This is a genomic window from Paraburkholderia xenovorans LB400, assembly GCF_000013645.1.
Lineage (GTDB): Bacteria > Pseudomonadota > Gammaproteobacteria > Burkholderiales > Burkholderiaceae > Paraburkholderia > Paraburkholderia xenovorans.
Window position 1 is genome coordinate 625,884 of record NC_007951.1, and the last position, 26,700, is coordinate 652,583.

Genomic DNA, 26,700 nt, shown 5'->3' on the forward strand with positions numbered 1-26,700 from the left:
TCAACGGAGAACCTTGCATGGATACCCAAACACGTACGCCGAACACTGTCAGTTCGCGGCTCGAGATCGAGCCCGGCTATCAGTCGGGTTTCGCGAACGAATTCGCGACAGAGGCGTTGCCGGGCGCGTTGCCGGAAGGCCGCAACTCGCCGCAACGCGTGGCCTATGGTCTGTACGCCGAACAGGTGTCGGGCACGGCGTTTACTGCGCCGCGCGCCCACAATCGCCGTTCGTGGCTGTACCGGATTCGTCCGGCGGCGGTGCACAAGCCGTTCACGCCGCTGCCCTCGGAGCGGCTCGTCGCCAACTTCGCCGAGGTGCCGCCCACACCGCCGAACCAGTTGCGCTGGGACCCGCTGCCGATGCCGGCCGAGCCGACCGATTTCATCGACGGCTGGGTGACGATGGCGGGCAACGGCGCGGCGGAATCGATGAGCGGTTGCGCGATTCACCTGTACGCGGCGAACCGCTCGATGCAAGACCGCTTCTTCTATAGCGCCGACGGCGAATTGCTGATCGTGCCGCAGGAAGGGCGTCTCGACATTGCCACCGAAATGGGCCGGCTCGAAGTCGAACCGTTCGAGATCGTGGTGATTCCGCGCGGCGTACGCTTCGCGGTGAGCCTGCCGGACGGCGCGGCGCGCGGCTACATCTGCGAGAATTTCGGGGCGTTGCTGCGTTTGCCGGACCTCGGACCGATCGGCTCGAATGGGCTCGCCAATCCGCGCGATTTCCTCACGCCGCATGCGGCCTACGAGGATCGTGAGGGCGACTTCGAACTCGTCGCCAAGCTGAACGGCAACCTGTGGCGCGCGGATATCGGCCATTCGCCGCTCGACGTGGTGGCGTGGCACGGCAACTATGCCCCATACAAATACGACCTGCGCCGCTTCAACACGATCGGCTCGATCAGCTTCGACCATCCGGACCCGTCGATTTTTCTGGTGCTGCAATCGCAAAGCGATACGCCGGGCGTCGATGCGATCGACTTCGTGATCTTCCCGCCGCGCTGGCTGGCGGCCGAAGATACGTTCCGGCCACCCTGGTTCCATCGCAACGTCGCGAGCGAGTTCATGGGCCTCGTGCACGGCGTGTACGACGCGAAGGCCGAGGGCTTCGTGCCGGGCGGAGGGAGTCTGCATAACTGCATGTCGGGTCACGGCCCGGATGCGGACACGTTCGAAAAGGCTTCGCATATCGATACGTCGAAGCCGGCGAAAGTCGGCGACACGATGGCCTTTATGTTCGAGACGCGCACGCTGATCAAGCCGACCCGTTTCGCGCTCGAAACCGCGCAATTGCAGGCGCATTACTACGAGTGCTGGCAAGGCCTCAAGAAACATTTCAATCCGGAGCAACGATGAACGCATCGAGCGATCTTCAGGCGACGCTCGATCCGTCGCGCAAAAGCTGGGTCGAGTCGGCCAACAATCCGACCGGCGATTTTTCGATTCAGAATCTGCCGTTCGGCATTTTCAGCGACGGGCTGAATGCGACGCGCCGCGTGGGCGTGGCGATCGGCGACAGCATCGTCGACCTGGCCGCGCTCGAAAGCGCGGGTCTGCTGAGCGTGCCGTCAACGGGCGCGGGCGACAGCGTGTTCGTGCGCGACGCGTTGAACGATTTCATCGCCCTCGGCCGTGACGCATGGCGCAGTGTGCGTGTCCAGTTGAGCAGGCTGTTGTCGCGCGACGACGCAACGCTGCGCGACGACGCCGAGCTGCGCGGCCGCGCGCTGATCCGTCAGGCCGACGCGCAATTGCATCTGCCGGTGCAGATTCCGGGCTACACCGATTTCTATTCGTCGAAGGAGCACGCAACGAATGTCGGCTCCATGTTCCGCGATCCGAAGAATGCGCTGCTGCCGAACTGGTCGGAGATGCCGATTGGTTACAACGGACGCGCGTCGTCGGTGGTGGTGAGCGGCACGCCCGTGCGTCGTCCTAACGGACAGCTGAAGCTGCCGGATCAGGAGCGTCCGGTGTTCGGCGCGTGCCGCAAGCTGGATATCGAACTGGAAACGGGCTTCGTGATCGGTGCGGGCAATGCCCTGGGCGAGCCGGTTACATGCGCGGATGCCGAAGCGCATATCTTCGGCATGGTGCTGCTGAACGACTGGAGCGCGCGCGATATCCAGCAGTGGGAATACGTGCCGCTCGGGCCGTTCAACGCGAAGACCTTCGCGACCACGATCTCGCCCTGGATCGTGACGCTCGACGCGCTCGAACCGTTCCGCGTCGCGCAGCCCGCGCAAGATCCGCAGCCGCTCGCTTATCTGCGGCACGACGGCGAACATGCTTTCGACATCACGCTGGAAGTGACGCTACGCCCGCAGCAGGCGAAAGAGGCGAGCACGATCACGCGGACCAACTTCAAACACATGTACTGGACGATGGCGCAGCAACTCGCGCATCACACGGTATCGGGCTGCAACACGCGCGTGGGCGACCTGATGGGCTCCGGCACGATCAGCGGGCCGACGGAGGATTCCTTCGGCAGCCTGCTCGAATTGACGTGGAACGGCAAGAAGCCGCTGGAGTTGCGCGAAGGCGGCACGCGCAGTTTCATCGAAGACGGCGACGAGTTGACGCTTGCCGGCTGGTGCCAGGGCGAGGGTTATCGGGTGGGCTTCGGCGTGTGCGCCGGGGAGATTTTGCCGGCGTTGAAGTGACGCTGGCAACGCGCCGTTAGCGTGTGTACGGAAGGCGCGCGATAAAAAAACGGGGAAGCCATTTATCGTGGCTTTCCTGTTTTTCTATTTGCGGATCGCCATGCTGGGGCCCTGTGACAAGACCTGCCGATCAACCCCCAACCCGCACCGGCGCCCGTCGCTTTTCCCACCAAACCGCAGCAAGAAACGCCACCGCCGCCACGAGCAGCACACCGACCACCGCATCGTTGCCCACGCCCTTCATCAGCGCACCGGCCACCAGCGGGCCGCCGAAACTGGCCGCGCTCCACGACGCGCCCACCAGCGAACTGGCCGACACCAGCGCGACACCGCGAAAGCGCTCCCCGCAGGCCACCAGCGACAGCGTGTAGATCGCGCCCGCCGCCGCGCCGAGCACATAGAGCAGCGGCCAGCAAAGCCACGGCGAGGTGACCGCCCACGGCAGCACTGGCAGCAACGCCACGACGAGCACGCCGCAACCGATATGCACGCGCTCGCGCCCCAGCCGATCAGCGAGCCAGCCGATCGGAAACTGCATCGTCGTATCGCCGAGCAGCAGAGCCGACGCGAACAGCACGGCCACCTCGCTCGCAATGCCGTGCGACATCGCGAAGAGCGGCAGCAACGAGAGCGCGATCGTGTCGAACAACGCGAAGAACCCGGTGCCGATCACGAGCGCCGGCATCTGCGGCAAAACATGACGCCAGCCGCCGTGCGCCGCGTGCTCGTCGCCGGACGCTTGCGGCGTCGCGCGGATCGTGGCGAGCATCGGCAGCGCCAGCAGGAAGATCGCGCCGCACATCAGGAAACGCCAATGCGTGAAGCCGGCGATCTGACTCACCAGCACGGGCCCGGCCATCTGGAACAGCGTGAAGTTCGTCGCGTAGATGGCGATCACGCGGCCGCGCGAAGCGTCGTCGGCCAACTGGTTGACCCAGGCTTCGCCGATCGTGAAGAGCAGCATCAGCGCCGCGCCGCACAGCACGCGCAACACGGCCCAGAGCCAGAGGTTCGAAGTGAGTTGCATCAGCGCGGTGGCGAACGCCACCACCAGCACCGCGCCGACGATCACCCGGCGGCCGCCAAAGCGCGCCGCGATCCAGCCGGCGAGCGGCACGATGGCGAGGCCGCCGCCTGCTTGCGCGGCGGTCAGCAGGCCGACCACGTCGGTGCCATAGCCGGCTTGTGTGAGCGAGAGGGCGGTAAGAGGAAGTGTCGCGCCGCTGCCGAGTCCGACCACGGCGACACTGAGGATCAACGCGAGGAAATCGCGGGTGAGGATAACTTTCATCGGCCGAGATGCTACTACGGCCGCGAGTCATGCGCATCCGCGGGGGGCGCATGGATGCTGGCGGCTAGCCCGCCACGGCGACCCGCTGCGCGCGCCGCTCGATCGACACCGACCACAGCGTCAGCGCCAGCGCGCCGATCGCGGTCGCCACGCCGACCCACGGCAGCGTGGTGAGCGGTGCGCCCGCGCCGATCGCCATGCCGCCCAGCCACGCGCCCGTCGCGTTGCCGAGATTGAAGGCGCCCTGGTTCAAGGTCGAAGCCAGATTCGGCGCATGGCTCGCGCGGTCGACGATCAGCATTTGCAGCGGCGGCACGATGGCGAAGGCCAGAACGCCCCACGCGAAAATCGTGATCATCGCCGGGATCTCCGAGTGCATGGTGCCGGCGAAGATGGTCAGAATCACCACGATGGCCAGCAGAAACGCCACCAGCGAAGGCATCAGCCGCCAGTCGGCGAGCTTGCCGCCGAGCGTGCTGCCCACCGTCAGGCCGAGCCCGAACAGCAGCAGCACGAGGGTGACCGCATGCGGCGTGAATCCGCTCACGTCTTCGAGAATCGGCGTGATGTACGTGAAGGTGGAAAAGAGACTTGCCGACGCGAGCACGCTGATGCCGAGCACCATCAGCACTTGCGGGTTCTTCAGCACGCTGAATTCGTGGACGAGGCTCGCCTTCTGCATCTCGATCTTCGCCGGCAGGCACACGGCGAGCGCGGCCGCCGCGACGAGACCGATGCCCGTTACCGCCCAGAAAGTGGCGCGCCAGCCCACCGCCTGGCCGAGCGCGGTGCCGAGCGGCACGCCCAGCACGTTGGCGAGCGTGAGGCCCGTGAACATCAACGCGATGGCTTGCGCGCGGCGGTTCGGCGCGACGAGGCCCGCAGCCACCACCGAACCGATACCGAAGAACGCGCCGTGGCAGAACGCCGTCACGATGCGCGCGGCCATCAGCACCGCATAACCCGGCGCCACCGCGCACAGCAGATTGCCGACGATAAACACGCCGATCAGACTCATCAGCGCCTTCTTGCGCGGCATGTTGGCGACCGCGATCGCGACGATCGGCGCGCCGATCGTGACGCCGAGCGCATACGCCGACACCAGCATGCCGGCCGCGGGAATCGAAACGGCCAGGTCGCGCGCCACGTCGGGCAGCAGTCCCATGATCACGAATTCGGTGGTACCGATTCCAAAAGCGGCAACGGCAAGGGCGAGCAGGGGCAAAGGCATGATGAAGAAGCGTGAATCGGCGCGACGGGAGCGCCGCGCGGCCGGCGCGCGTTTTCGGGGCGAGCACGCGTGCGCCGTACAAAGAAGTGAAACAGTAGGGGATTCTACCTAAGTCAAAACAGCCTTGCTGATCGTAAGGGCGGTTGTTGTTTTTCGCTGAAAACGGCGGCGTGCCCGGCGCCGACGAGTGTCTAGCGTGTGCCGCCGCCGGCATCGAGCGTCTTGCCGTGACGGCCTGTGCCTTCGGCAAAACGCGCCGCGCCGGCGATACCTTCTTCAAAGACGGCTCGATAGCCGCCAGCGCCTTCACGACGCAGCGCTTCGGCGAAATCGTCGAGCATGCTGTTCTCGAGCACGGAGCGGCGGTCGGCGAGCAACGTCGCCTGCGGCAAGGCCGCCAGCTCGGCGGCCAACTGTTCGGCTGCGGCGCGAGCCGTGCCTTTGGCCACCACGCGATTGGCGAGACCGAAGCCGAGCGCTTCCTGCGCGCTCACCGCGCGGCCCGTCAGAATCAGATCCAGTGCGCGTGACAGACCGATCAGACGCGGCAGGCGGATCGTGCCGCCGTCGATCAGCGGAATCCCGACGCGCCGGCAGAACACGCCGAGCACGGCGTCTTCTTCGACCACTCTCAGATCGCACAGCGCCGCCAGCTCCAGACCGCCCGCAACCGCATAGCCGGCAATCGCGGCGACCACCGGCTTGCTGAAGCTCGTGCGCGTCGGTCCCATCGGGCCGGGACCGCTGCCGTCGGCGTGCAGTTCGTTGCGACGGGTGTCGTCGGCGAGAGCGGTCAGGTCCGCGCCGGCGCAGAAAGTGCCGCCCGCGCCGAACAGCACCGCCGCGCGCCAGGCCGGCTGGGCTTCGAAGCAGGCGAACGCGGCGCTGAGCGCTTCCGCGACAGGACGATCGACGGCATTGCGGCGCGCGGGCCGCTCAAGGACGATCGTGGCGACGCCGATATCCTCATTAGCTTCGATGCGCACGTGGTCATTGAAATTTTGCGTGGTTACCATCGTTGTCTCCATAGCGGTCCGCGTTTGCCTGTTCATCCGGGTTTTCGCGCAGTGTGTTCATGCAGCATAGTTAATACCGTGGCCTGTCATGCTTCTTACACAATCGGCTCGTAGCTTTAGCGCTCTTCTAACGCGCTGGCGATTTTTCGCCAGCTTATCGAGCCTGCCTTTGCCCTTGTCCAATTCATCGTCAACCGCCGCGCCGGCTTGTGCCGAGACGGTCTGGATCGTGCCGCTGCAAGAGCATTCATGGTACGACCATGTGCGCCTGAAACGCGTCTTCGTTACGGACGGCACGCGGCACCAGGTGGTACTCGTCGACGTGCGCAAGCTGCTCGTCTGTGCCGATCGCGACAACACCGATTATGTTTTGAAGCCGGTTGCCGAATGGCATTCCGGCAAGGTGCGCGGCATTCGCGAGTTCCTCGATCCGGACAATACGCGCGTTCCGCAGATGCCGTACGTGACCATCTCGACGCGTCGCGCGCCGGGTCTGCTCGGCTGGGTCGGACTGGAGCGCGAAGGCGTGGTGGCGTTCCGCAACGGCCAGCATCGCGCGCGTTATCTGGCCGAGGCGGGCGCGCGCTGGTTTCCGGTGGAAGTGCACGAACGCGAGGCGCTGTTGCTGCGCGAACTCTGCGGCGCGGCGGACGACGCGCGCACGGTGGTCCGCGCGACTTCGCTGAACAGCGGCGGCGGCGTCTAAACGGGCGCGCGCACCACGTTGCGCGGTGTGCCGTTGCGCCATGCCGCGACGTTCGCGAGCGTGGTCTGGGCGATCTCGCTCATCGCCTCACGGGTGAAGAACGCCTGATGCGCGGTGACGATCACGTTCGGGAACATCAGCAGACGCGCCAGTACGTCGTCCTGCAAGGGCAGGTTCGAGTGATCCTCGAAGAACAGGCCGCCTTCTTCCTCGTACACGTCGAGCCCGAGGTGGCCGAGCTGACCGTCCTTCAATGCGCCGATCAGCGCATTGCTTTCGACGAGGCCGCCGCGGCCCGTATTGATCAGCATCGCGCCGCGCTTCATTCTGGCGAGCGCGGGACCGTCGATCAGATGGTAGGTGCCGGCCACCAGCGGACAATGCAGGCTGACTATGTCGGACCCGGCGAGCAGTGTGTCGAGCGGCACGTAGCGGGCGCCTAGCGCGAGCAGGTCGTCGGCGGGCGTGCCGGGATCGTGCGCGAGCACCTGCATGCCGAAGCCCGCCATGATGCGACCGAACACGCGACCGATCATGCCGGTGCCGACCACGCCCACGGTCTTGCCATGCAGATCGAAGCCGAGCAGCCCGTGCAGCGAAAAGTCGCCTTCGCGCGTGCGTGCGGCGGCGCGCGGCAGGCGCCGGTTCAGCGCCAGAATCAGACCAACCGCATGCTCGGCCACCGCATGCGGCGAATACGCGGGCACCCGCGCGACCGTGATGCCGAGCCGCGCGGCCGCGTCCAGATCGACATGATTGAAGCCCGCCGAGCGCAATGCGATCATCCGCGTGCCGCCGGCGTGAAGCCGTTCGAGCACCGCCGCATCGACGTGGTCGTTGACGAACGGGCACACCACTTCATAGCCCTGGGCGAGAACGGCAGTCTCGCTATCCAGGTGCGATTCCTGGAAATGCAGTTCGTAGCGGTGCGATGCATTGGCTTCGGTAAAGGTGTCGCTGTCGTACTGGCGGCTGCTGAAAAGAATGATGCGCATGTGAGCTCCGGAGGTAATACATACGGGGCGCTAAAAGATCATTTTTCGCGAAGACGAATCGGCCGGGATTTGAAAATAATATTGACAGTCTGACCGAACTACCATATTTATTAAAAAAGCAGTCTCAACAAAGCATGTTTACGCATGCTGTAATAATTGGCCATCAGCAGACTATGTCTTTTTCAAGGCGTTAGGCAACTTCGCGAGGAAAAAGTGACTGTCGAGCTAGCGGAATACCGTTCCAGCATTGTCGCTGCAATGCGGCATACCACCTTGGACGCGACTCGCGTCATCCCATTGCCATTAATTATGTTTTCACTCAATTGCTATGCCGGTTGAGTAATCTGGGGCGTCATACTGGGTGAAAATGAATTGGCTGGAATTCCTTGAATGATTTTTCAGCCTCCTGCTAAAAACCCGTCAATCGGCGAGCCAACATGATCGGTGAATTGCTGAGATCTCAACCTGAGATCGCGCTGTTCGCAAGCCTTGCAATCGGATATTTCATTGGTTCGTTCCGCATTGGGCCCATCCAGCTGGGCGGCGTGTGCGGCACGCTGATCGTGGCGTTGCTGCTGGGTCAGACCGGCGCGCGTCTTGCCCCCGACCTGAAGAACATCGCCTTTGCGTTGTTCATCTTTGCGCTGGGCTTCACCGGCGGACCGCAATTCTTCGCCAACATCGGGCGCGGCTGGCGTTACGGTCTGCTGTCGGTGGTCGAGATCGTATCGGTGCTGGCGCTGATCATGATCGCGGTGGCCGCCATGCGGCTCGACGCCGGCACGGCCGCCGGCCTGCTGGCCGGCGCCGCGACCGAGTCGGCCGTGATCGGCACGGCTTCCGAAGCGATTTCGAAGCTCGGCTTCAGCGAGGCGGAAACGGCGCGCCTGCAGGCCAACATCGTGACCGCATACAGCGTGAGCTACCTGTTCGGCCTGATCACCATCGTGCTCTTCACGAGCCAGTTCGCGCCGCTGCTGCTGCGCATCAATCTGCGCGACGAAGCCGAGCGCGTGTGGCGCAAGCTCGGCGGCGACGGCGCATACGGCGAGGGTCAGCTCGCCGCCGCACCGGCGCTGGTGGGCCGCGCGTTCCACGTCGGCGCGGCGGCCGGCGCAACGATCCGCGCGTTCGAGCAGCAGTACGGCTTCAATCTGACGGTCGAGCGCGTGCGGCGCAACGGCGCGAACGTGCCGGCCGAGCCGCAACTCACGCTCGCATCCGGCGACGTCATTCTGGTGGGCGGGCGGCGTGAAGCGATCGTGGCGGCCGCGGCCGCTCTCGGCGAAGAAGTGGACGGTTCGGACTTCGGGCCGGTAATAGCCGAGAAGCTCGACGTGGTGCTGACGCGCCGCGACCTGCACGGTCTGACGGTCGCGCAGGTGCGCGAACAGGCGACGCCCGAAAACGGGCGCGGCGTCTACATTGCGGCGGTCACGCGGCTCGAGACCACGGTGCCGGCACTGCCCGGCACCGAACTCAATCGCGGCGACGTGCTGACGCTGGTGGGCGGCAAGGCCGACGTCGAGCGCGGCGCGAAGCGTCTGGGCTACGTGGTCGTGGCCACGCAGAAGACCGACTTCGTCTATCTCGGGCTCGGCGTGCTGGTCGGCATGGCGATCGGCCATCTCGGCGGGCGGATCGGCGGCGTCTCGGTCGCGCTCGGCACGGGCGGCGGCTGTCTGCTGTCGGGGCTGCTGTTCGGCTGGATCCGTTCGCGTTACCCGGTGGTCGGGTCGCTGCCTTCGGCGGCGGCGCAAATCCTCAAGGACTTCGGCCTTGCCACGTTCATCGCCGCGGTGGGTTTGTCGGCCGGACCGGACGCTATCAAGCTGGTGCGCGAGTACGGTCTGGCATTGCCGGTGGCCGGGATTCTGATGGTGCTCGTGCCGGGCCTGCTGTCGCTATGGATCGGCCGCATGTTTCTCAAGCTCGAGGCGCCCATGCTGCTCGGCGCGATTGCCGGCCAGCAATGCAGCACGCCCGCGATCAGCGCACTGGTGGGCGTGACCGGCAACTCGACTCCCGTGATCGGCTACACGATCACGTATGCACTCTCGAACATTCTGTTGCCGCTGATGGGGCCAGTGGTAGTCGGTCTCGCCGGGAAATTCCACTAGGCGGGCAGATGTGCTGGCCGTGGCGCGCCATGCCACGTCCGGCCGATGCGGCAAACGGCAAACGGCAAACGGTATGCGGCGCGACACGATTGCGCCGCGCATGCACAGGCAGCAACCCGTACTCAGTATCGCAAACTATCCAGCGAGGGCACGATGGACTGGCTACATCATATCTTTCAGAAATCACCCGAGATTGCGCTGTTTCTGTCGCTCGCGGCCGGCTACTTCATCGGCCAGATCAACTTCGGCAAATTCCAGCTGGGCGGTGTGGGCGGGTCGTTGCTGGCCGCGGTCGTGATCAGTCAGGCGGGCGTGACGATCGACAACGGTGTGAAGTCGGTCATGTTCGCCGTCTTCATCTACGCGGTCGGCTACGACTCCGGTCCGGGCTTCTTCAACTCACTGAACCGCAAGACGCTGCGTGAGATCGCGATGGCCGTCTTTCTGGCCGTCACCGCGCTGATCACCGTGGTCGTATGCGCGAAGCTGTTCCACCTGAACAAGGGGCTTGCCGCCGGACTCGCGGGCGGCGCGCTCACGCAGTCGGCGATCATCGGCACGGCGGGCGACGCGATCGCGCGTCTCGGCCTGCCCGCCGATCAGGTCAAGTCGCTGCAATCGGACGTGGCGATTGCCTACGCGGTGACTTACGTATTCGGCTCGTTGGGCGCGATCATCGTGTGCGTGAATATTCTGCCCAAGTTCATGGGGCAGGGTTTGCGCGAAGCCTCGGTCGAAGTGGAGCGCGAACTGACGGCGGGCGCGGCGGCCGCTGGCCCGGGGCAACTCTCCGCGTTGCCCGAGATGGTGGGCCGCGCGTACAAGATCGATGTCAGCGCCGGAAAAACGGTGAAGGCTGTGGAGACGCTGCATCAAGACCTGTTGACGATCGAGCGGATCAAGCGGGACGGCCAGCCGCTCGACCCGGCGCCCGGTCTGATCCTGAAACCCGGCGACGTGGTCCTCGTGGTCGGCCGCCGCGAGGCAGTGGTCGAATTCGGCGCGGCCGGAGGCGAGGTTGCCACCGTGGAGGACGTCGGCGCCGTCATGCAGACCCGCGAAGCCGTGTTCACGCGCAAGGGCATGAACCACACCACGATCGCCGCCGCGCGGGCCGTGGTGGATCGCGATATGCGGCACGGCGTCTATATCCAGAGTATCTCGCGCGCAGGCCAGCCGCTGCCGGTCCTGCCGGAAACCAAACTGGAGCACGGCGACGTCATCACCTTTTACGGCTCGCCGAAAGACACCAAGCGAGCCGCCGAGGCAGCCGGCTACGAACTGCCGTACAGCAACAAGACCGACTTCATTTACATGGGCGTCGGCATTGTGCTCGGCTTGTTGATCGGGCTGATCGTCGTCAACGTGGCCGGCATTCCGCTCACCCTTGGTTCGGGTGGCGGCTGCCTGCTGGCCGGGTTGCTGTTCGGCTGGATGCGCGGCAAGCATCCAATGTACGGCGCGATGCCGTCCGCGGCCTCGCAGTTGCTGAAGGACTTCGGCCTTGCGGCCTTCGTCGCGGTGGTCGGTTTGAACTCCGGCTTGCAGGCCGTGGTCACCGTCAAACAGAGCGGCATGACGATCTTCCTGCTCGGTGTGTTCGTCACGCTGTTTCCGCTATTGCTCACCATGCTGTTCGGCCGCTACGTGCTGAAGTACAACAACTCGGCCATTCTGGCCGGCGCGCTGTCCGGCTCGCGCAGTGCGAATCCGGCATTCGGCGGCGTGCTCGACAAGGCCGAAAGCGCTGTGCCGACCGTGCCGTTCGCGATCACGTATGCCATCGCGAACGTTGCGTTGACGCTGCTCGGTCCGCTCGTGGTCGGGCTGGTCTAGCGCACGTCTATCGATCTCTCTTACGCCGGCGTTAATCGGGCGATCATTCGCCGCGCCGGCGTCTTTCACTTGGCTCAGGAGAACGCATCATGGCAAAAGAGAAGGGCGACAAGAAACACGCGGATACGGCAGAGCAGGATTTCTCCGCGCTCAGCCCGTTCGAGTTGAAGGACGAACTGATCAAGGCCGCTGGCGGCAGCGCCGTGGAGCGGCCCGCCAATGCATCCATGCTCAACGCCGGGCGCGGCAATCCGAATTTTCTCGCGACGATTCCGCGTCACGGCTTCTGGCAACTCGGCCTCTTTGCGATGCGCGAATCGGAGCGCTCGTTCGCCTACATGCCGGAAGGCGTCGGCGGCTTTCCGAAGCGCGAAGGCCTGACCGAGCGTTTCGAGCTGTTCCTGCGCGAAAACCGGGGCGTGCCCGGGATCGATTTTCTGCGCGGTGCGGTGTCGTATGTGCGCGATCAGTTGGGACTGTCTGCGGGCGACTTTCTGTATGAGATGTGCGAGGGCATTCTCGCGTCGAACTATCCGGTGCCGGACCGGATGCTGAAGCTATCCGAGGTGATTGTCGGGCAGTACTTGCGGCGCGAGATGATCGGCAAGCATCCGTTCATCGGCGAGTTCGACATCTTTGCGGTGGAAGGTGGCACGGCCGCGATGACCTACATCTTCAACACGCTGCGCGAGAACCGGCTCATCAAGGCGGGCGATACGATCGCGCTCGGCATGCCGATTTTCACGCCGTACATCGAGATTCCGCGGCTGAACGACTATCAGTTGAACGTCGTCAATCTGAACGCTGACGTCGAGAATAACTGGCAGTACTCGAAAGCGGAACTCGACAAGCTGCGCGACCCGAAAGTAAAGGCGTTCTTTCTCGTGAATCCGAGCAACCCGCCCTCGGTGCGGATCAGCGATGAAAGCCTCGAACAGATCGCCGATATCGTGAAAGCGCGGCCCGACCTGATCCTGTTGACGGACGATGTGTATGGCACGTTTGCCGACGATTTCGTGTCGCTGTTTGCGCTTGCGCCGAAAAACACGATTCTCGTGTACTCGTACTCGAAGTATTTCGGTGCGACGGGCTGGCGGCTCGGCACGATCGCGACGCATCGGGACAACGTGCTCGACCGGTTGATTGCCGAATTGCCGAAAGATGTGAAGAAGGAATTGCATACGCGCTATGAGTCGATTACGACGGAGCCGGATAAGCTCAAGTTCATCGATCGTCTGGTGGCGGATAGCCGGACTGTCGCGTTGAACCACACGGCGGGGCTGTCGACGCCGCAGCAGGTGCAGATGGTGTTGTTCTCGCTGTTCTCGCTGATGGATACGCCCGATGCGTACAAGAATGCGTTGAAGCGGTTGATTCGTAGCCGCAAGCGGGCGCTGTATGAGGAGATCGGAATTTCGTTTGAAGACGACGACAAGAATCAGGTGGATTACTACACGATTCTTGATATGGAGTTTCTCGGCGAGCGTGCGTTTGGGCGTGAGTTCGTGGAGTGGCTTTTCAAGAATACGGAGCCTTCGGAGCTTTTGTTCCGGCTGGCCAGGGAGGCGCGGGTGGTGTTGTTGCCGGGGCGTGGGTTTGGTACTAAGCATCCGTCGGGGCGGGTGTCGTTGGCGAATCTTAATGAGTCGGATTATCGGCAGATTGGACGTGCGTTGCGTAAGCTGATCGAGGAGTATGTCGAACGGTTTAATGCGGCTACTGGGAAGACGCTTGATAAGGGGAAAGTGGAGTGAGGGTGGGGCTGGCGGCCGGGTGGTTTTTTTGGGGGGGTGGCCTTTTCTTGAATTGTTTTTTGGTTTATTAGCGTTGCCCCTGTGCGGGGCGGCACCTACTTTCTTTGCATGCCGCAAAGAAAGTAGGCAAAGAAAGCGGCTTTACACCGCCAGCTCATAAGCGGGGCCCTCGCGCAGTTTCGGTAGTGGTGCGTCTGGAATCTGTGTTCTCGTACATTCAGCCCTGGTGACAAGGCTGTCATACCTCCGGCGGCGCTGCGCGCGCCGATGGGCAATTCATAACAGGCCGTCTGCGGGGGGCTCTCGCGTATTGCCGGGCCTTGCCAATGATGCGCGGCAAGTCGGCAAAGGAGTGGATCAACACCGACATCATCCAATCTTCCAATTGGTGACGTTAAGCGGAGAATTGCGCGACCATTGATGTCCCGGCCCGCCTCGCGCGGCCTTTTCCGTTTCCTCACATACCGCTTGCGATGCTGGCTCGAATTTCAGCGCAACACTCACGGCTTGAGTAGCCGGTAAACAATGAGTGACTTGCGCAGCGCAAGCATCGACCACGCATTACCCGCCACCATGACGGAAATCAGCACCACCATGAAGGCCGTGCCTGTATCCGGACGCAGTGCCCTGAGCAGGAAAACGATTCCGAAAAGGATCGTGAACGCACAAATGGCGCCCCGCTGACCGGGCGAATCCACGCCGCAAATTTCGCCGGTTGCGTGATTGAGCCAACCCGCCAGCGTTTGCCAGTTCTCAGGATCACGCAATACCGCAGTCACGACCATGCCATTGTCCAGCCGGGGATTGCCACGCATCACGACGGCATATTGGCGCTTCCCCGCAATCGTGGCATTGAATGTAACGCCCTGCGTTGTGGAGTTGTACTTGTCTTTCACGACAACGATGCCGCCGATATTTTCAAGCGTGACTGTAACAGCGTGATATGTCATATGCGCAACGTGCCGGGGCGGGTGTGGAAACGCTCAAATATATGTGATGCGCCGCACGGAGGCGTGCCAAGGAAGGACTCGCAGCAGGGGGAACCGAGGGACCGCCTGAGCGCGCGATCCATTGCACCGCGTTGCGCGGGATGCAGATATCGGACCAATCTGATTTCCGCGAGACCGGACCACGTCAGCGTCACATCGTTACGGAGCAGAACGCATTGCAAACTGCTCGCCATGAAGCTGTACTCGTCCTGCTCCAGTTCGCACGGCTCCGGCATGCGAGACATGCGCCCATCGTCGTGTGTATTCATTGCAGCGTCTCTCACTGTCGCGTTTTACAACGGCAGCTCATAAGCGGGGCTCTCGCACAGTCGCGGTAGCGGTGCATCTGGAATCTGTGTTCTCGCACATTCGGCGCATGTGACAAGGCCGTCATGCTTCCGTCGCGGTAGTTCGTCTGCACATCAGCGAGGGTTTTTGCAGAAATTTCCTGGGTGGTGTAGTCCTCCGTTCGGGAGGATGTTTGCGAAATATCGGAATTCGTGGCCGCGGACGCGTTTTAGTCCATACGCATAACCACTCGCGGGATGATGTCGCTAAACTCGGTTTGTCGTGCGGTTCACGGCAAACAGGTTTCGCAGCCTGTGTTACGTAGAACCCGCATGCTTGCACAAGCAGGAGTGCGGCTGCCTTCGCACGTCTTTTTCTCATGGGCGGGCCTTGGCGGGGGAGCCTCAAGGCTCACCGGTTGTTGGTTCTACGTGCCGGTCTGCGAATCCCGTCATTGTGCCCGCTCACCAACGTTCAAGTGAGTGTCGGGCGATCCGGGTAAGTTTCAGGGAGATCGCGTCATGAGTAAATCCGCCAAGAATTCACGCACCACGTCGCGCCCGCCGGTTGAGGCGCTTCAATACGAGAAACTCGCTTTGTCTGCATTTGGGCTGGTTGAACGGCAACTGAGCCAACTGGAGAAGCTGATTACGCTTGCGGTCTCAATAGTTAGGAGTCCGGCGGTGACGCGTGAAGAACGGCATCGGCAGAGGAGATTGCTGGAGCTGCTGATCGACACGGGCGAGGATTACCAGAGGGAGGCCGAGATCGACAGTGAGTTGTATCAGGTCATTGCACTGGACGCGAAAGAAGTACCTCAAAGCCGGATCAAGGCGCGTCACGCGGCGAACCTTCTGGCCAAGGCGCTTCGGAAGCCATCAGACAATCGCGAACGAATCGGCGCAACCAGGGTAGTGCCGAGCAGGGCGATTCGCTTCAAAACGATGGCGCGACGTATAGCAACGGCGCACTGACACAGAGACACAGCACTTCAGACCAGCCTCGAAAAGAGATACAGAAGAGCGGTACAAACGGAAGGTACAAACGGAAGACGCAAACAACAGGCGCAAACAACAGGCGCAAACAATAGGCGCACCATATGCGTTGTTCGTATCTGAAGGGTACGGCGTTAAAACTTGGAACGCGGGCCGAATTCCTGTGCGGTGAGTGCCGTATGAAACGCATATGCGTTCAAGCGAAACGGGCCTTGAACAAGTGGAAGCTTATTCCGGCGTCTCGCCGAGGCAAAGCCGACGGCCTAACCGCATTTAAACGAAGTCTCTGGTTTTGAGCAGACCGTTCAGACGAGCGCGTAGCGCGAGGCGGGAAGTATGACGGCCTTGTCACATGCGCCGAATGTGCGAGAGTGCAGATTCCAGATGCACCACTACCGTGGCTGCGCGAGGGCCCCGCTTAAGAACTGGCGGTGTGAGCCGCTTTCTTTGCTTACTTTCTTTGCGGCCGCAAAGAAAGTGAGTGCCGCCCCGCACAGGGGCAACCCTAATAAACCAAAAACAATTCAAAAAAAGGCCAAAACCCGAAGCTCCCCGAAAAAAAGGCCCCACCCCAAACAGCCCCGAAAAAAAACCTCAAAGCGCCGCAGGCAAATTAGTAACCTTAGCATTCCGAAGATAAAGAAAAGTCGAGAGCCCCACAGCCACGGCAGCGGCAACCGCCGCAAAGAGAAACACCGACCCATACCCAAACTCACCTGCAATATACCCAGCCAACGGCCCGGTAATCCCAAGCGAGAGATCAAGAAAAACAGAATAAGCCGACAAAGCCGCCCCCCGACTAGCCGGCGGCACAAGCCCAACAGCCTCGACCCCAAGAGCGGGAAACACCAAAGCAAACCCAAACCCGGTCAAAGCCGCCCCAGCGAGAGCAACATGCGGCTCGGGCGCCAGCCACAACATCAGCAACCCTGCGCATTCAAACGAAAACGAAGCAATCGCGACCCGAAATCCCCCATACGTCTTGATCGTATTGGCGAACAACAACCGCGCCCCGATAAACAGCGTACCGAACACGGTCAACGAAAGCGCCGCATTCGGCCAATGCTTCGCCGCATAAAACAGCGTAATGAAAGTAGCAATCGACCCAAACCCGGCCGAGCCAAGCGCCAACCCGATCCCATGCGGCAACACGCGAGTAAACACACTCCGGTACGACATGCGCTCACCATGCACGACCGGCACTGGTGCAATCGGACGAGCCAGATAAAACCCGAGCGCGGCCAGCAGAATCACCAGAATCCCCAGCGCCGCAAACCCAACCGTATGCGCAATCGCCACGCCGAGCGGCGCACCGACCGCCAACGCGCCATACGTCGCGATGCCGTTCCACGAAATCACCCGCGCGTTGTTGCTTGTGCCCACCCGGCCGATGCCCCACAGAATCGCCCCCGTACCGCACAGGCTCTCGCCGAATCCCAACACGAGCCGGCTGCACACCAGCAACCCGAGGCTCAGCACGGACCAGCGGCCACACAGCACGGCCAGCAACAACAGCACTCCGCTCGCGCCACAACCCAGCAAGCCGATCGTAACGGTCCGTTTCGGCCCCAGCGTATCCGCGGAACGGCCGGCCAGCGGCCGCGATGCCAGCGTAGCCAGGTATTGCACGCTGATCGCCGCACCCGCCAGCACGGCGCTGTACCCCAGGTCGTCGTGGACGTAGCCCGGCAACACCGCCAGCGGAATGCCGATCGTCAGGTAGCAAAGAAAGGTGAAAAAGACGACCGGAATGATCTGGAGAGTGGTCGCAAATTCGCTGTGAGGTGTCGCTGAGTCGGTGGACATGGGGAAAACGAGACTTGAATTCGGCGGGAAGACGTGATTTTCACATGGAACCAATTCTCTTGCAGAACTTGCTTAATAAATCGACCCGCAAAGGGCCATTTCAGGAACCTTATAGTGGGCCGGTTTCGGCCCGTTCAGGCCTGTTTTCCCGGCATGAGCAGCAAAAGCGGTTCGCTACAGATTGTCTGCTGAGCAATATAAAAATCAAAAATAAGGCAAAAATTCAAATGCACCATAAGTCAACCGCCCCTCAAACCCATCTCGATATCTTTTTGCGGATATGTCCCTCATGCGATCGGAGCTATGGGTTGTGTTTATTGACGGTGATAGTTTTCAAACCATCCCTGCTGCACGTCCCCGCGGACACAGAACATTCGAGAGTAACGAGACATGACTGAGCCGATTCGCTTCTATCACCGCAACGCGATCCGCGAGATCAAGGACGCGCCCGTCACCCGCACGGTCCTGCAATATCTGCGCGAAGACGCGCATTGCACGGGCACCAAGGAAGGCTGCGCCGAAGGCGACTGCGGCGCATGCACGGTCGTGATCGGCGAGCGCAACGAGGCGGGCGGCGTCGACTTCAAGGCGGTGAATGCCTGCATCCAGTTCGTGCCGACGCTCGACGGCAAAGCGCTCTTCACCGTCGAAGACCTGCGCCAGCCGGACGGCTCGCTGCATCCGGTACAGGAAGCGATGGTCGAATGTCACGGCTCGCAGTGCGGTTTCTGCACGCCGGGCTTCGTCATGTCGATGTGGTCGCTCTACGAAAAGCACGGCCACGAGCACAGTTGCGCCAACAGGACGGTGCCGTCGCGTGAAGCGATCAGCAACGCGTTGACGGGCAATCTGTGCCGCTGCACGGGCTACCGTCCGATCGTCGACGCGGCGGTACGCATGTTCGAAGCGCCCGCGCCGAAAGCGCCGGTGAACGTCGAAGCGCTCGTCCGCGCGCTCGGCACGCTCGAACGCACGGACACATTCCACTATGAGCACGCGGGCCAGCAGTTCGACGCGCCGCGCACGGTCGAGGCGCTCGCCAGGATCAAGGAAGCCGAACCGGCCACGCGCATTCTTGCCGGCAGCACGGACATTGGCCTGTGGGTCACCAAGCAGATGCGCGAGCTCGGCAACATCGTCTATGTGGGGCAGATCGCCGGGTTGCAGAAGCTCGAAACCAATGGCGAATGGATCGAGATCGGCGCGGGTGTCAGCGTCGAAAAGGCTTATGCGGAGATCGCGAAGCAATATCCCGAACTGAACGAAATGTGGCAACGCTTCGCGTCCCTGCCGATTCGCAATGCCGGCACGCTCGGCGGCAACATCGCCAACGGCTCGCCGATCGGCGATTCGATGCCGGGTCTGATTGCACTCGGCGCGCGCGTGATCGTGCGCGGCGGCGAGATCGAGCGCGAAATGCCGCTCGAAGATCTGTACCTCGCGTATCAGAAGAAGGACATGGCGGAGCACGAGTTCGTCGTCGGGCTGAAAGTGCCGACGCGCAGCGGCGTGCGTCAGAACCTGCAATTCCGCACCTACAAACTTTCGAAGCGTTTCGATTCGGACATCTCGGCGGTGTGCGCCGCTTTCGCTTTTATCGCCGACGGCAACCTGATCCGCGAGCCGCGCATCGCATTCGGCGGCATGGCCGCTACGTCCAAACGGGCGACGCACGCGGAAGCCGTGCTGCGCGACGCCGAATGGCACGAAGCGACGGCGCAGGCGGCGATGCTCGCGCTCGGCAACGACTACGCGCCGTTGTCCGACATGCGCGCGACCAGCAACTATCGCCTCGAATCGGCGAAGAACACGCTGTACCGCTTCTGGCTCGAAACGCGGCCGGACAATCCGCTGCCGAAGAGCGCGCTGGACGTGCGCGCGGTCGCCGCGGCCTGCGCGCCGGCCGGCGTCTGAAAAGCCCAAAGGATACGGAGAACACAACAATGAATCAGCAAGCCGAACCGTTCCTGAAAAACCTTCAGGATCCCGACGACTTCACCCAGGTCCACATCTCGCGTCCGCACGAGTCCGCGCATCTGCACGTGAGCGGCCGCGCCACCTACACCGACGATATTCCGACGCTCGCCGGCACGCTGCACGCGGCGCTCGGCCTTTCGTCGAAAGCGCATGCGAAGATCGTCTCGATCTCGCTCGACAAGGTGCGCGCCACGCCGGGCGTGGTCGCGATCTTCACCGCCGACGATATCCCGGGCGTCAACGACGTCGGCCCGATCATCCACGGCGACGATCCGATTCTCGCCGACGGCCTCGTGCAATACATCGGGCAGCCGATCTTCATCGTGGTCGCGACGTCGCATGAAACCGCGCGTCTGGCTGCGCGCCGCGCGGAAATCGTCTACGAGGAACTGCCCGCGATTCTCACCGCGCAGCAGGCCCGCGCCGCGAACCAGCACGTGCTGCCGCCGATGAAACTCGCGCGCGGAGAAGCCGGCACGAAGATCGCCCGCGCCGCGCATCGCGAAGCCGGCGAGATGCTGCTCGGCGGCCAGGAGCAGTTCTACCTGGAAGGCCAGATTTCGTACGCGGTGCCGAAAGACGACGACGGCATGCACGTCTACTGCTCGACGCAGCATCCGACCGAGATGCAGCACCTGGTCGCGCATGCGTTGGGCGTGGCGTCGCACAACGTGCTGATCGAATGCCGCCGTATGGGCGGCGGCTTCGGCGGCAAGGAATCGCAATCGGGTCTGTTCGCGTGCTGCGCGGCGCTCGCCGCATGGAAGCTGCTGTGCCCGGTGAAACTGCGTCCGGACCGTGACGACGACATGATGGTCACGGGCAAGCGCCACGATTTCCACTACACGTATGAAGTCGGCTACGACGACAAGGGCGTGATCGACGGCGTGACGGTCGACATGACCTCGCGCTGCGGCTTTTCCGCCGACCTGTCCGGTCCGGTGATGACACGCGCGCTGTGCCACTTCGACAACGCGTACTGGCTCCCGGATGTCACGATCGACGGCTTCTGCGGCAAGACCAATACGCAGTCGAACACGGCGTTCCGCGGCTTCGGCGGTCCGCAAGGCGCGTTCGCGATCGAATACATCATGGACAACGTGGCGCGCTCGGTGGGCGAGGATTCGCTCGACGTGCGCCGCCGCAATCTGTACGGCAAGACCGAGCGCAACCAGACGCCGTACGGCCAGATCGTCGAAGACAACGTGATCCACGAGTTGATCGACGAACTCGAAGCGACCAGCGAATACCGCGCGCGGCGCGCGGCGATCAACGAGTTCAACGCGAACAACGCAATCCTGAAGAAGGGCATGGCGCTGACGCCGGTCAAGTTCGGTATCGCGTTCAACGTGACCCACTTCAATCAGGCCGGCGCGCTGGTGCATATCTACACCGACGGTTCGGTGCTGGTGAACCACGGCGGCACCGAAATGGGCCAGGGTTTGAACACCAAGGTCGCGCAGGTCGTCGCGCATGAACTGGGCATTGGCTTTAACCGCATTCGCGTGACGGCAACCGACACCAGCAAGATCGCCAATACGTCGGCGACGGCGGCCTCGACGGGCTCCGATCTGAACGGCAAGGCCGCGCAGGACGCTGCGCGCCAGTTGCGCGAACGTCTGTCCGCGTTTGCCGCTGAGCGCTTCGGCGCGGGACAGGTGAGCGCGTCGGAAGTGCGCTTCGCGCATGACCGGGTGGTGGTGGGCGATTCAGTCGTGCCGTTCGAGGAAGTGATCGCGAAGGCTTATCTGGCGCGTATCCAGCTCTGGTCGGACGGCTTCTATGCGACGCCCAAGCTCTACTGGGATCAATCGAAGCTGCAAGGCCGGCCGTTCTACTACTACTCGTACGGCGCGGCCGTGTCGGAAGTGGTGATCGACACGTTGACCGGCGAAATGCGCGTGCTTCGTGCGGACGCGTTGCACGACGTGGGCGCCTCGTTGAACCCGGCACTCGACGTCGGCCAGGTGGAAGGCGCCTTCATTCAGGGCATGGGCTGGCTCACGACCGAAGAACTGTGGTGGAACGCGGGCGGCAAGCTGATGACGCACGCGCCGTCCACCTACAAGATTCCGACCGTCAACGATACGCCGCCGGACTTCCGCGTGCGCCTCTTCAAGAACCGCAACGCCGAGGACAGCATCCATCGTTCGAAGGCGACCGGCGAGCCGCCGCTGCTGCTGCCGTTCTCGGTGTTCTTCGCCGTGCGCGATGCGGTGTCGGCAGTCGGCGGCCATAAGGTTAATCCGCCGCTGAACGCACCCGCGACCAGCGAGGAAATCCTCAAGGCGGTCGGCGCGGTGCGGGCTGCCACCGCGGCGCCGCGCCGTTAAGTGTGGCCGAAGCGCAGTAACGAACGAGCCGGGAAACCAGCGCATGGACAACACGCTCACTGGAATTGGAACGATCGCCATGAACGATTTTTCGTCCGTTCAGATTGGCCGGCGCGGCGCCGTGCAGATGCCGCGTCCGGCGCCCATGCATATCGTGTTGTTCGGCGCGGGACACGTCGGGCATGCGTTGATCAAGCTGCTTGGCAGCTTGCCGTGCGTCGTCCAGTGGGTGGACGAGCGCGATGAACTGTTCCCCGACGAAACACCCGCCAACGTGCAGATCGAGGCGACCGACACGCCGGATGCGATCGTCGACGCGGTGCCGCCCGGCGCATATTTTCTCGTGATGACGCATCACCACGCGCTCGATTTCTCGCTCGCCGCGCGCATCATGCGGCGGCGCGATTTCACCTACTTCGGCATGATCGGTTCGAAGACGAAGCGCGTGAAATTCGAGCGGCGTTTGCTCGATCGGGGCGTCGATCCGGACCGGCTCGTGGAGATGACGTGTCCGATCGGCGTGGCCGGTATCGTCGACAAGGCGCCTGCGGCGATCGCCGTCGCGGTTTGCGCGGAGTTGCTGCAGATCCGTACGCGGCAGATGGTGGCGCAGGCCGCCACGCAGAAGCTCTACGCGAGCGTTTGAAGAACAACGGCAGAAATTAGCCAGCCGGCACGAGGCGCTCAAGCGGCGCCCGCCGAACTGCAAACCTGAATGTCATCCCGCTCAACCCGTCGCGGCTGACCTTTCCTTTTGCGGCGCCCGCTTCGCGCGCCGCACCTTCTGCGCGACCAGTCCGTCCGACACCCTGGACATCAGTGCGCGCAGCCAGCCGACATCGCTCGGCCTATCCGGTTGCGGATGCCACAGCTGATAGCACTTGATGCGCGGAAACGGAATCGGCACCTCGACCACCGCGAGCGGCAGCATGTCCGCGTAGTGCATCGCGAAACGGCGTGTCGTCGTGAAGATCAGGTCGGATTGCAGCAGCGTCTGCGGCACCAGCCCGAAGTAGGGCAGCGTGGCGACGATACGGCGTTCGGCGCGAGCCCGCGCAAAGCCCATGTCGATGGCGCCGCTGCTCGCGCCGCTATACGGCGTTGGCGCGAGATGCGGCGCGGCGAGATACGCTTCGCGCGTAAGCGGCACGCGCGTCAACGGATGATCGGCGCGCATCATGCACACCACGGTATCGGAGAACAGGTCGCTGCGTTCGAAGCGCGGCTCGGGCTTCGGCCAGTTGCCGATCACCAGATCGAGTTCGCCGGCATCGAGCGCGGCGCAATGATCGAGCATCGGACTCAGCGAATCGATTTCGAGCCGCGCGTGCGGCGCCGCCTCGCGAAACTGCGCGATCACGGTAGGCATGAAGAAGTCGTTCAGATAATCCGGCGCGGCGACGCGAAAGGTGCGGCGCGAGCGGCCGGGATCGAAGTCGCCATGCGGCGTCGCGACGAAATCGACTTCGCGCAGCACGCGTTGCGCGGAGGCGAGCAGCGATTCTCCGTATTCGGTGGGCACCATGCCCGACTTGCCGCGCACGAGAATCGGGTCGTTCAGCGTCTCGCGCAGTTTGCGCAGCGCGGTGCTGATAGCCGGCTGGGTCTGATTCAGGCGCAGCGCGGTCTGCGTGACGCTGCGCTCGACCAGCAGCGTGCGCAGCACGCGCACGAGCCAGATATCGAGGGAGGCGGCGGTGTCGTCCATGATTTGAGCGAGGCGGGCAAACGGATCGGATCCGATGAAGCGCCGTGCGGCGCCGCCCGCGAGACGGCTCGGGAGAGCGGGGCGCCGGCGCGCACGGCGCAAAGGACATAACCTTAGGCCCGATTGCGGTGTAGCGGCATAGCGGGCACGGTATGGCCGGCATCAGCAGGACCATTTCGCCCTGACAAACGCGCCAGGGTGCCGCGCGGGACGCGCCTCACGCCTGCTTCAGGCTTCCGTGTCGCCTACGTCTGCGAATCCACGAGTCCGGACGGCAGCGTGCTGATCCGTTTGACTTCTTTCGATTCGAGCCAGTTCGGCGTGCGGGCGCAGTACAGCACCATAGGCAGCGCGTCTTCGCCCCAGAACAACTGATCGTTCAGACGGAAGGTCGGCACGCCGTAGACACCCAGGCCGATCGCGTCCGCCGTGTTGCGCTGCAGTTGCGCCTTCACTTCCGGATCCTTGATGAGTTCCGGGCCCTCGGGCAGGCCGACGCGCTCGCACAGTTCCGCAAAGGCCTCGTTCGTGGACGGATCGCGGCCTTCGCGCCAGATGAAGCGGAAAATCTCGCGCACGAAATTGACGTCGCCGTTCGCGGCGGTGGCGAGCAACAGGGGCTTCATGGAATCGAACGGATGAGCCGGCGGCATCCTGTACGGAATGCCGAGCTGTTCCGCGCGAAACAGCGCGTGCCGGTACATGAAGGTGCGCTTCGAGGGCACGCCGTAAGCCGGCCGCTGCCCCCAGTGACGATAGAGGTCGTTCAGCACGACCGGCGTGAACACGAAGTCGAAGCCCGGCCATTTGTCATGTTGCTCGAGCAACAGGTACGTGAACGGCGAGACAAAGTCGTAAAACCACAGCGGTTGTCTGGCGTCGATGCCAACGGTCATAAATGTCTCCCGGATTGCTGGTCCGAACGGCGCGTCTGCTAAACCGTCGAAATTGTAATGATCTTACGCGGTGCGGTCGCGGCTTGCACCCGTCAATAACCCGTCAATATGGTTTCGCGGCGCCGCCGTTGGGCGTTTCGCCGATTTCAGCCGCTTCGTTCGCGGCGGACGGCGCGGGCGGAGCGCCGGCTTCGCCGGGCCCGTTGCCCGTGCCTTGCGTTTCATTCCCGGCGCCGTCGCGCTGCGTCTCGCGCGGCTGCGTGAGACGCTGGCGCACGAAGCCGATGTGCTCGCGCAGCACGTAAAACTGATCGGCGTAGGCGAGCGGCATCTTCAGACCGTTGACGGATTCCTCGATAGCGTCGAGCCGTTCGAGCAGCGACGCGCGTTCGGTGGGCGAATGGTCGCTGAGCGCGCTGCGTTCGATCGCGATCAGCGCGCCGTACCAGCGATAGATGCGCGATTTCACCCGCCATGCATACAGCGACGGCACGAGACGCAAGGCCGGCACCAGCAGCACGATCAGCGGCACCACGACCACCAGCAGCCGGTCGGCGAGACTCGCGAGCCAGAACGGCAGGATCCGGTAGAGGAAGCTCTTGCCCGACTTGTAGTAGCGCGCGGCGTCGTCGCTGATCGGGAAATCGTGCGCGAGCGGCGCGGGGAATTCGCCGGCGCGCTGCAGGATGTTCGCCTTGCCGTGCACCTCGCGCGCGGCCTCGATCAACAGATCGGACAGCGCGGGATGCAGCGAGTCGCGCGCCACCAGCTCGGCGGTCGGCGCCACCATATGAATCGGCGCGGCCGGCAGATTCTTGCCGAGGTCGAACGCGCCCATGGGCATCGTGAGCTGGGTCAGATAGGGAAAGCGGCGCGTGTAGGCGTCGGCCTGCGAGAAATCGTAGAACTGCACGTTCGGCGTGCGGTAGAGCTTGCCCATCACAGCCGGTTGCGCCGAATCGCCGGCGAGGAACGCCGCGTCGACCTTGCCGGAGACGAGTGCGCTGGCGGCGTCGTCGCCCGAGAGCGGCAGCAGCCGGGTCGCGCCGCCCGGCACGATGCCGTTGGCCTTGAGGAGCGCGAGCGCCAGCTCGCGCGTGCCACTGCCTTCGGCGCCGACCGCGAGCCGCTCGCCCTTGAATTCGGAGAGCCGCGTGACGGTCGGGCCGTGATAGAAGATCGCGAGCGGCACATAGGCCACGCTGCCGAGCGACATGAGACCTCGGGCTGCCGGGCCGGGCGCGACGCCGTCCTGCACGAAGCCGACATCCACGTTCGACTTCGGATCGGACAGGCGCTTGAGATTCTGCAGCGAGCCTTCCGAGGACAGCACATTCAGCGTGATGCGGTTGCGCGCCAGAATCTCCTTGTACTTCTGCGCCGCGTTCCAGAAGGTGCTGCCTTCCGGGCCGGCGCTGATTGTCAGCGTGTTGGGCGGTGCCGGCTGGATCAGACGCACGGCGACCCAGATCGCAACGGCGGCGATCAGCAGGATCGGCCCGAACGAGACGGCGAGATCGCGCCAGGAGATCGCGACGAAACGGGCGACGAGACGGGGAGGGCTTCTGCGGCCGGTGGCAGGCTTCATCGGATGACGGTGGCGGCTACGGTCGAAAGTGAACAGGGACGGCGCGCTGCGGCGAATGGCGCACGAGCCGCGCGGCAGCGGGCGTCGCGCCGATGGTACCTGAGATTGCCCGCACGGCGGCACGCGCGGCGGCGGCACGCACCGACAAACCCGTAACAAATCGTGAACGCCGTGTGACAGCGGTGCGCCCGAACGCGATTCGTGCGTTCCGTTTGACTAAACCCTTTGCGCTTCTGGCCCGGCTAGATTAAATTGTGCATCGCTGCCGCGAACTGACGTTTCGTGCAGCGCGACCCGGCAAGACACACAAGAACTGGGCGCGCTCGCGGACTTCGCGGCTTGCTGGTCTGCCGGACCGCATTGCATGCCCGTCATCGCATGCGGCAACGGCAGCCGGCTTCTCCGCCTCTCGCACACCGTGTTGCAGCCATAGTCGGCCGTCGCTGGCCGCGCGTCTTGTCGCGCGTGTCCGCGTGGCTGCCGGAAGTCGTACGAAGCCG

The 26,700-nt window shown here is 63.4% G+C and carries 19 protein-coding genes; 10 read left to right on the top strand and 9 right to left on the bottom strand.

Going from position 1 to position 26,700, the window contains the following annotated elements; translation table 11 throughout:
• The first annotated feature begins 17 nt into the window (after nt 1-17).
• Complete coding sequence (hmgA, locus tag BXE_RS02775; protein ID WP_011486915.1) at nt 18-1,364, top strand: homogentisate 1,2-dioxygenase; 1,347 nt, start codon at nt 18-20, stop codon at nt 1,362-1,364.
• The gene (fahA, locus tag BXE_RS02780) at nt 1,361-2,671 is read left to right on the top strand and encodes a fumarylacetoacetase (RefSeq protein ID WP_011486916.1); all 1,311 of its coding nucleotides are present in this window, start codon (nt 1,361-1,363) and stop codon (nt 2,669-2,671) included. Before hmgA ends, fahA begins: the two co-directional genes overlap by 4 nt.
• A gap of 130 nt (nt 2,672-2,801) precedes the next feature.
• Here the strand turns inward: fahA and BXE_RS02785 are convergent, their stop codons facing one another.
• The 3 genes from BXE_RS02785 to BXE_RS02795 form a co-directional block, all read right to left on the bottom strand.
• Nucleotides 2,802-3,962: an MFS transporter gene (locus BXE_RS02785; RefSeq protein WP_011486917.1), complete on the bottom strand. Its 1,161-nt coding sequence runs from the start codon at nt 3,960-3,962 to the stop codon at nt 2,802-2,804.
• Between the two features lie 64 nt (nt 3,963-4,026).
• On the bottom strand, nt 4,027-5,193 hold the full coding sequence (locus BXE_RS02790; RefSeq protein ID WP_011486918.1) for an MFS transporter: 1,167 nt from the start codon (nt 5,191-5,193) through the stop codon (nt 4,027-4,029).
• A gap of 191 nt (nt 5,194-5,384) precedes the next feature.
• Nucleotides 5,385-6,209: a crotonase/enoyl-CoA hydratase family protein gene (locus tag BXE_RS02795; RefSeq protein ID WP_011486919.1), complete on the bottom strand. Its 825-nt coding sequence runs from the start codon at nt 6,207-6,209 to the stop codon at nt 5,385-5,387.
• An 88-nt stretch (nt 6,210-6,297) separates the two neighbouring features.
• On the opposite strand from BXE_RS02795, the gene BXE_RS02800 reads away from it, so the two are divergent.
• The gene (locus tag BXE_RS02800; RefSeq protein ID WP_038456946.1) at nt 6,298-6,915 is read left to right on the top strand and encodes a plasmid fertility inhibition factor family protein; all 618 of its coding nucleotides are present in this window, start codon (nt 6,298-6,300) and stop codon (nt 6,913-6,915) included.
• Here BXE_RS02800 and BXE_RS02805 read toward each other — a convergent pair.
• A complete protein-coding gene (locus BXE_RS02805; RefSeq protein ID WP_011486921.1) occupies nt 6,912-7,910 on the bottom strand; it encodes a 2-hydroxyacid dehydrogenase in 999 nt (332 codons plus the stop codon). The two genes, BXE_RS02800 and BXE_RS02805, sit on opposite strands and share 4 nt — an antisense overlap.
• Nucleotides 7,911-8,347: 437 nt before the next feature.
• Here BXE_RS02805 and aspT (BXE_RS02810) point away from each other — a divergent pair, with 437 nt between their 5' ends.
• The 3 genes from aspT (BXE_RS02810) to BXE_RS02820 all read left to right on the top strand — a co-directional run bounded on the left by aspT (BXE_RS02810) (nt 8,348) and on the right by BXE_RS02820 (nt 13,620).
• Nucleotides 8,348-10,030, top strand: a complete 1,683-nt coding sequence (gene aspT / locus BXE_RS02810) for an aspartate-alanine antiporter (protein ID WP_011486922.1) — start codon at nt 8,348-8,350, stop codon at nt 10,028-10,030.
• 153 nt (nt 10,031-10,183) lie between these two features.
• Nucleotides 10,184-11,866 carry an aspartate-alanine antiporter gene (gene aspT, locus BXE_RS02815; protein ID WP_011486923.1) on the top strand — a complete coding sequence of 561 codons (1,683 nt, stop codon included), beginning with the start codon at nt 10,184-10,186 and terminating at the stop codon, nt 11,864-11,866.
• 89 nt (nt 11,867-11,955) lie between these two features.
• Entirely contained in the window at nt 11,956-13,620 is a 1,665-nt protein-coding gene (locus BXE_RS02820; RefSeq protein ID WP_011486924.1) for a bifunctional aspartate transaminase/aspartate 4-decarboxylase, read from the top strand.
• Nucleotides 13,621-14,120: 500 nt separating this feature from the next.
• Here BXE_RS02820 and BXE_RS43190 read toward each other — a convergent pair whose 3' ends face one another.
• Nucleotides 14,121-14,570, bottom strand: coding sequence for a hypothetical protein (locus BXE_RS43190; protein WP_011486925.1), 450 nt, complete (start codon nt 14,568-14,570; stop codon nt 14,121-14,123).
• Nucleotides 14,571-15,418: 848 nt separating this feature from the next.
• Between BXE_RS43190 and BXE_RS02835 the strand changes: the two genes are divergently transcribed.
• A complete protein-coding gene (locus tag BXE_RS02835; protein WP_038456940.1) occupies nt 15,419-15,871 on the top strand; it encodes a hypothetical protein in 453 nt (150 codons plus the stop codon).
• Nucleotides 15,872-16,486: 615 nt separating this feature from the next.
• Here the strand turns inward: BXE_RS02835 and BXE_RS02840 are convergent.
• Nucleotides 16,487-17,698 (bottom strand): MFS transporter, encoded by a 1,212-nt coding sequence (locus BXE_RS02840; RefSeq protein ID WP_011486928.1) that lies wholly within the window; start codon nt 17,696-17,698, stop codon nt 16,487-16,489.
• A 390-nt stretch (nt 17,699-18,088) separates the two neighbouring features.
• Here BXE_RS02840 and xdhA point away from each other — a divergent pair, with 390 nt between their 5' ends.
• Genes xdhA through xdhC form a run of 3 tightly spaced genes read left to right on the top strand, consistent with a single transcriptional unit; the run spans nt 18,089 to nt 22,654 of the window.
• Nucleotides 18,089-19,612 (top strand): xanthine dehydrogenase small subunit, encoded by a 1,524-nt coding sequence (xdhA, locus tag BXE_RS02845; protein ID WP_011486930.1) that lies wholly within the window; start codon nt 18,089-18,091, stop codon nt 19,610-19,612.
• A gap of 29 nt (nt 19,613-19,641) precedes the next feature.
• Nucleotides 19,642-22,008 (top strand): xanthine dehydrogenase molybdopterin binding subunit, encoded by a 2,367-nt coding sequence (xdhB, locus tag BXE_RS02850; RefSeq protein WP_011486931.1) that lies wholly within the window; start codon nt 19,642-19,644, stop codon nt 22,006-22,008.
• Between the two features lie 43 nt (nt 22,009-22,051).
• Nucleotides 22,052-22,654 carry a xanthine dehydrogenase accessory protein XdhC gene (gene xdhC, locus BXE_RS02855; protein ID WP_011486932.1) on the top strand — a complete coding sequence of 201 codons (603 nt, stop codon included), beginning with the start codon at nt 22,052-22,054 and terminating at the stop codon, nt 22,652-22,654.
• 81 nt (nt 22,655-22,735) lie between these two features.
• Here the strand turns inward: xdhC and BXE_RS02860 are convergent, their stop codons facing one another.
• The 3 genes from BXE_RS02860 to BXE_RS02870 form a co-directional block, all read right to left on the bottom strand.
• A complete protein-coding gene (locus tag BXE_RS02860) occupies nt 22,736-23,716 on the bottom strand; it encodes a LysR substrate-binding domain-containing protein (protein ID WP_011486933.1) in 981 nt (326 codons plus the stop codon).
• A gap of 245 nt (nt 23,717-23,961) precedes the next feature.
• Nucleotides 23,962-24,612 carry a 2-hydroxychromene-2-carboxylate isomerase gene (locus tag BXE_RS02865; RefSeq protein ID WP_011486934.1) on the bottom strand — a complete coding sequence of 217 codons (651 nt, stop codon included), beginning with the start codon at nt 24,610-24,612 and terminating at the stop codon, nt 23,962-23,964.
• Nucleotides 24,613-24,715: 103 nt separating this feature from the next.
• Nucleotides 24,716-26,200 carry a TAXI family TRAP transporter solute-binding subunit gene (locus BXE_RS02870; protein ID WP_011486935.1) on the bottom strand — a complete coding sequence of 495 codons (1,485 nt, stop codon included), beginning with the start codon at nt 26,198-26,200 and terminating at the stop codon, nt 24,716-24,718.
• Nucleotides 26,201-26,700 lie beyond the last annotated feature (500 nt).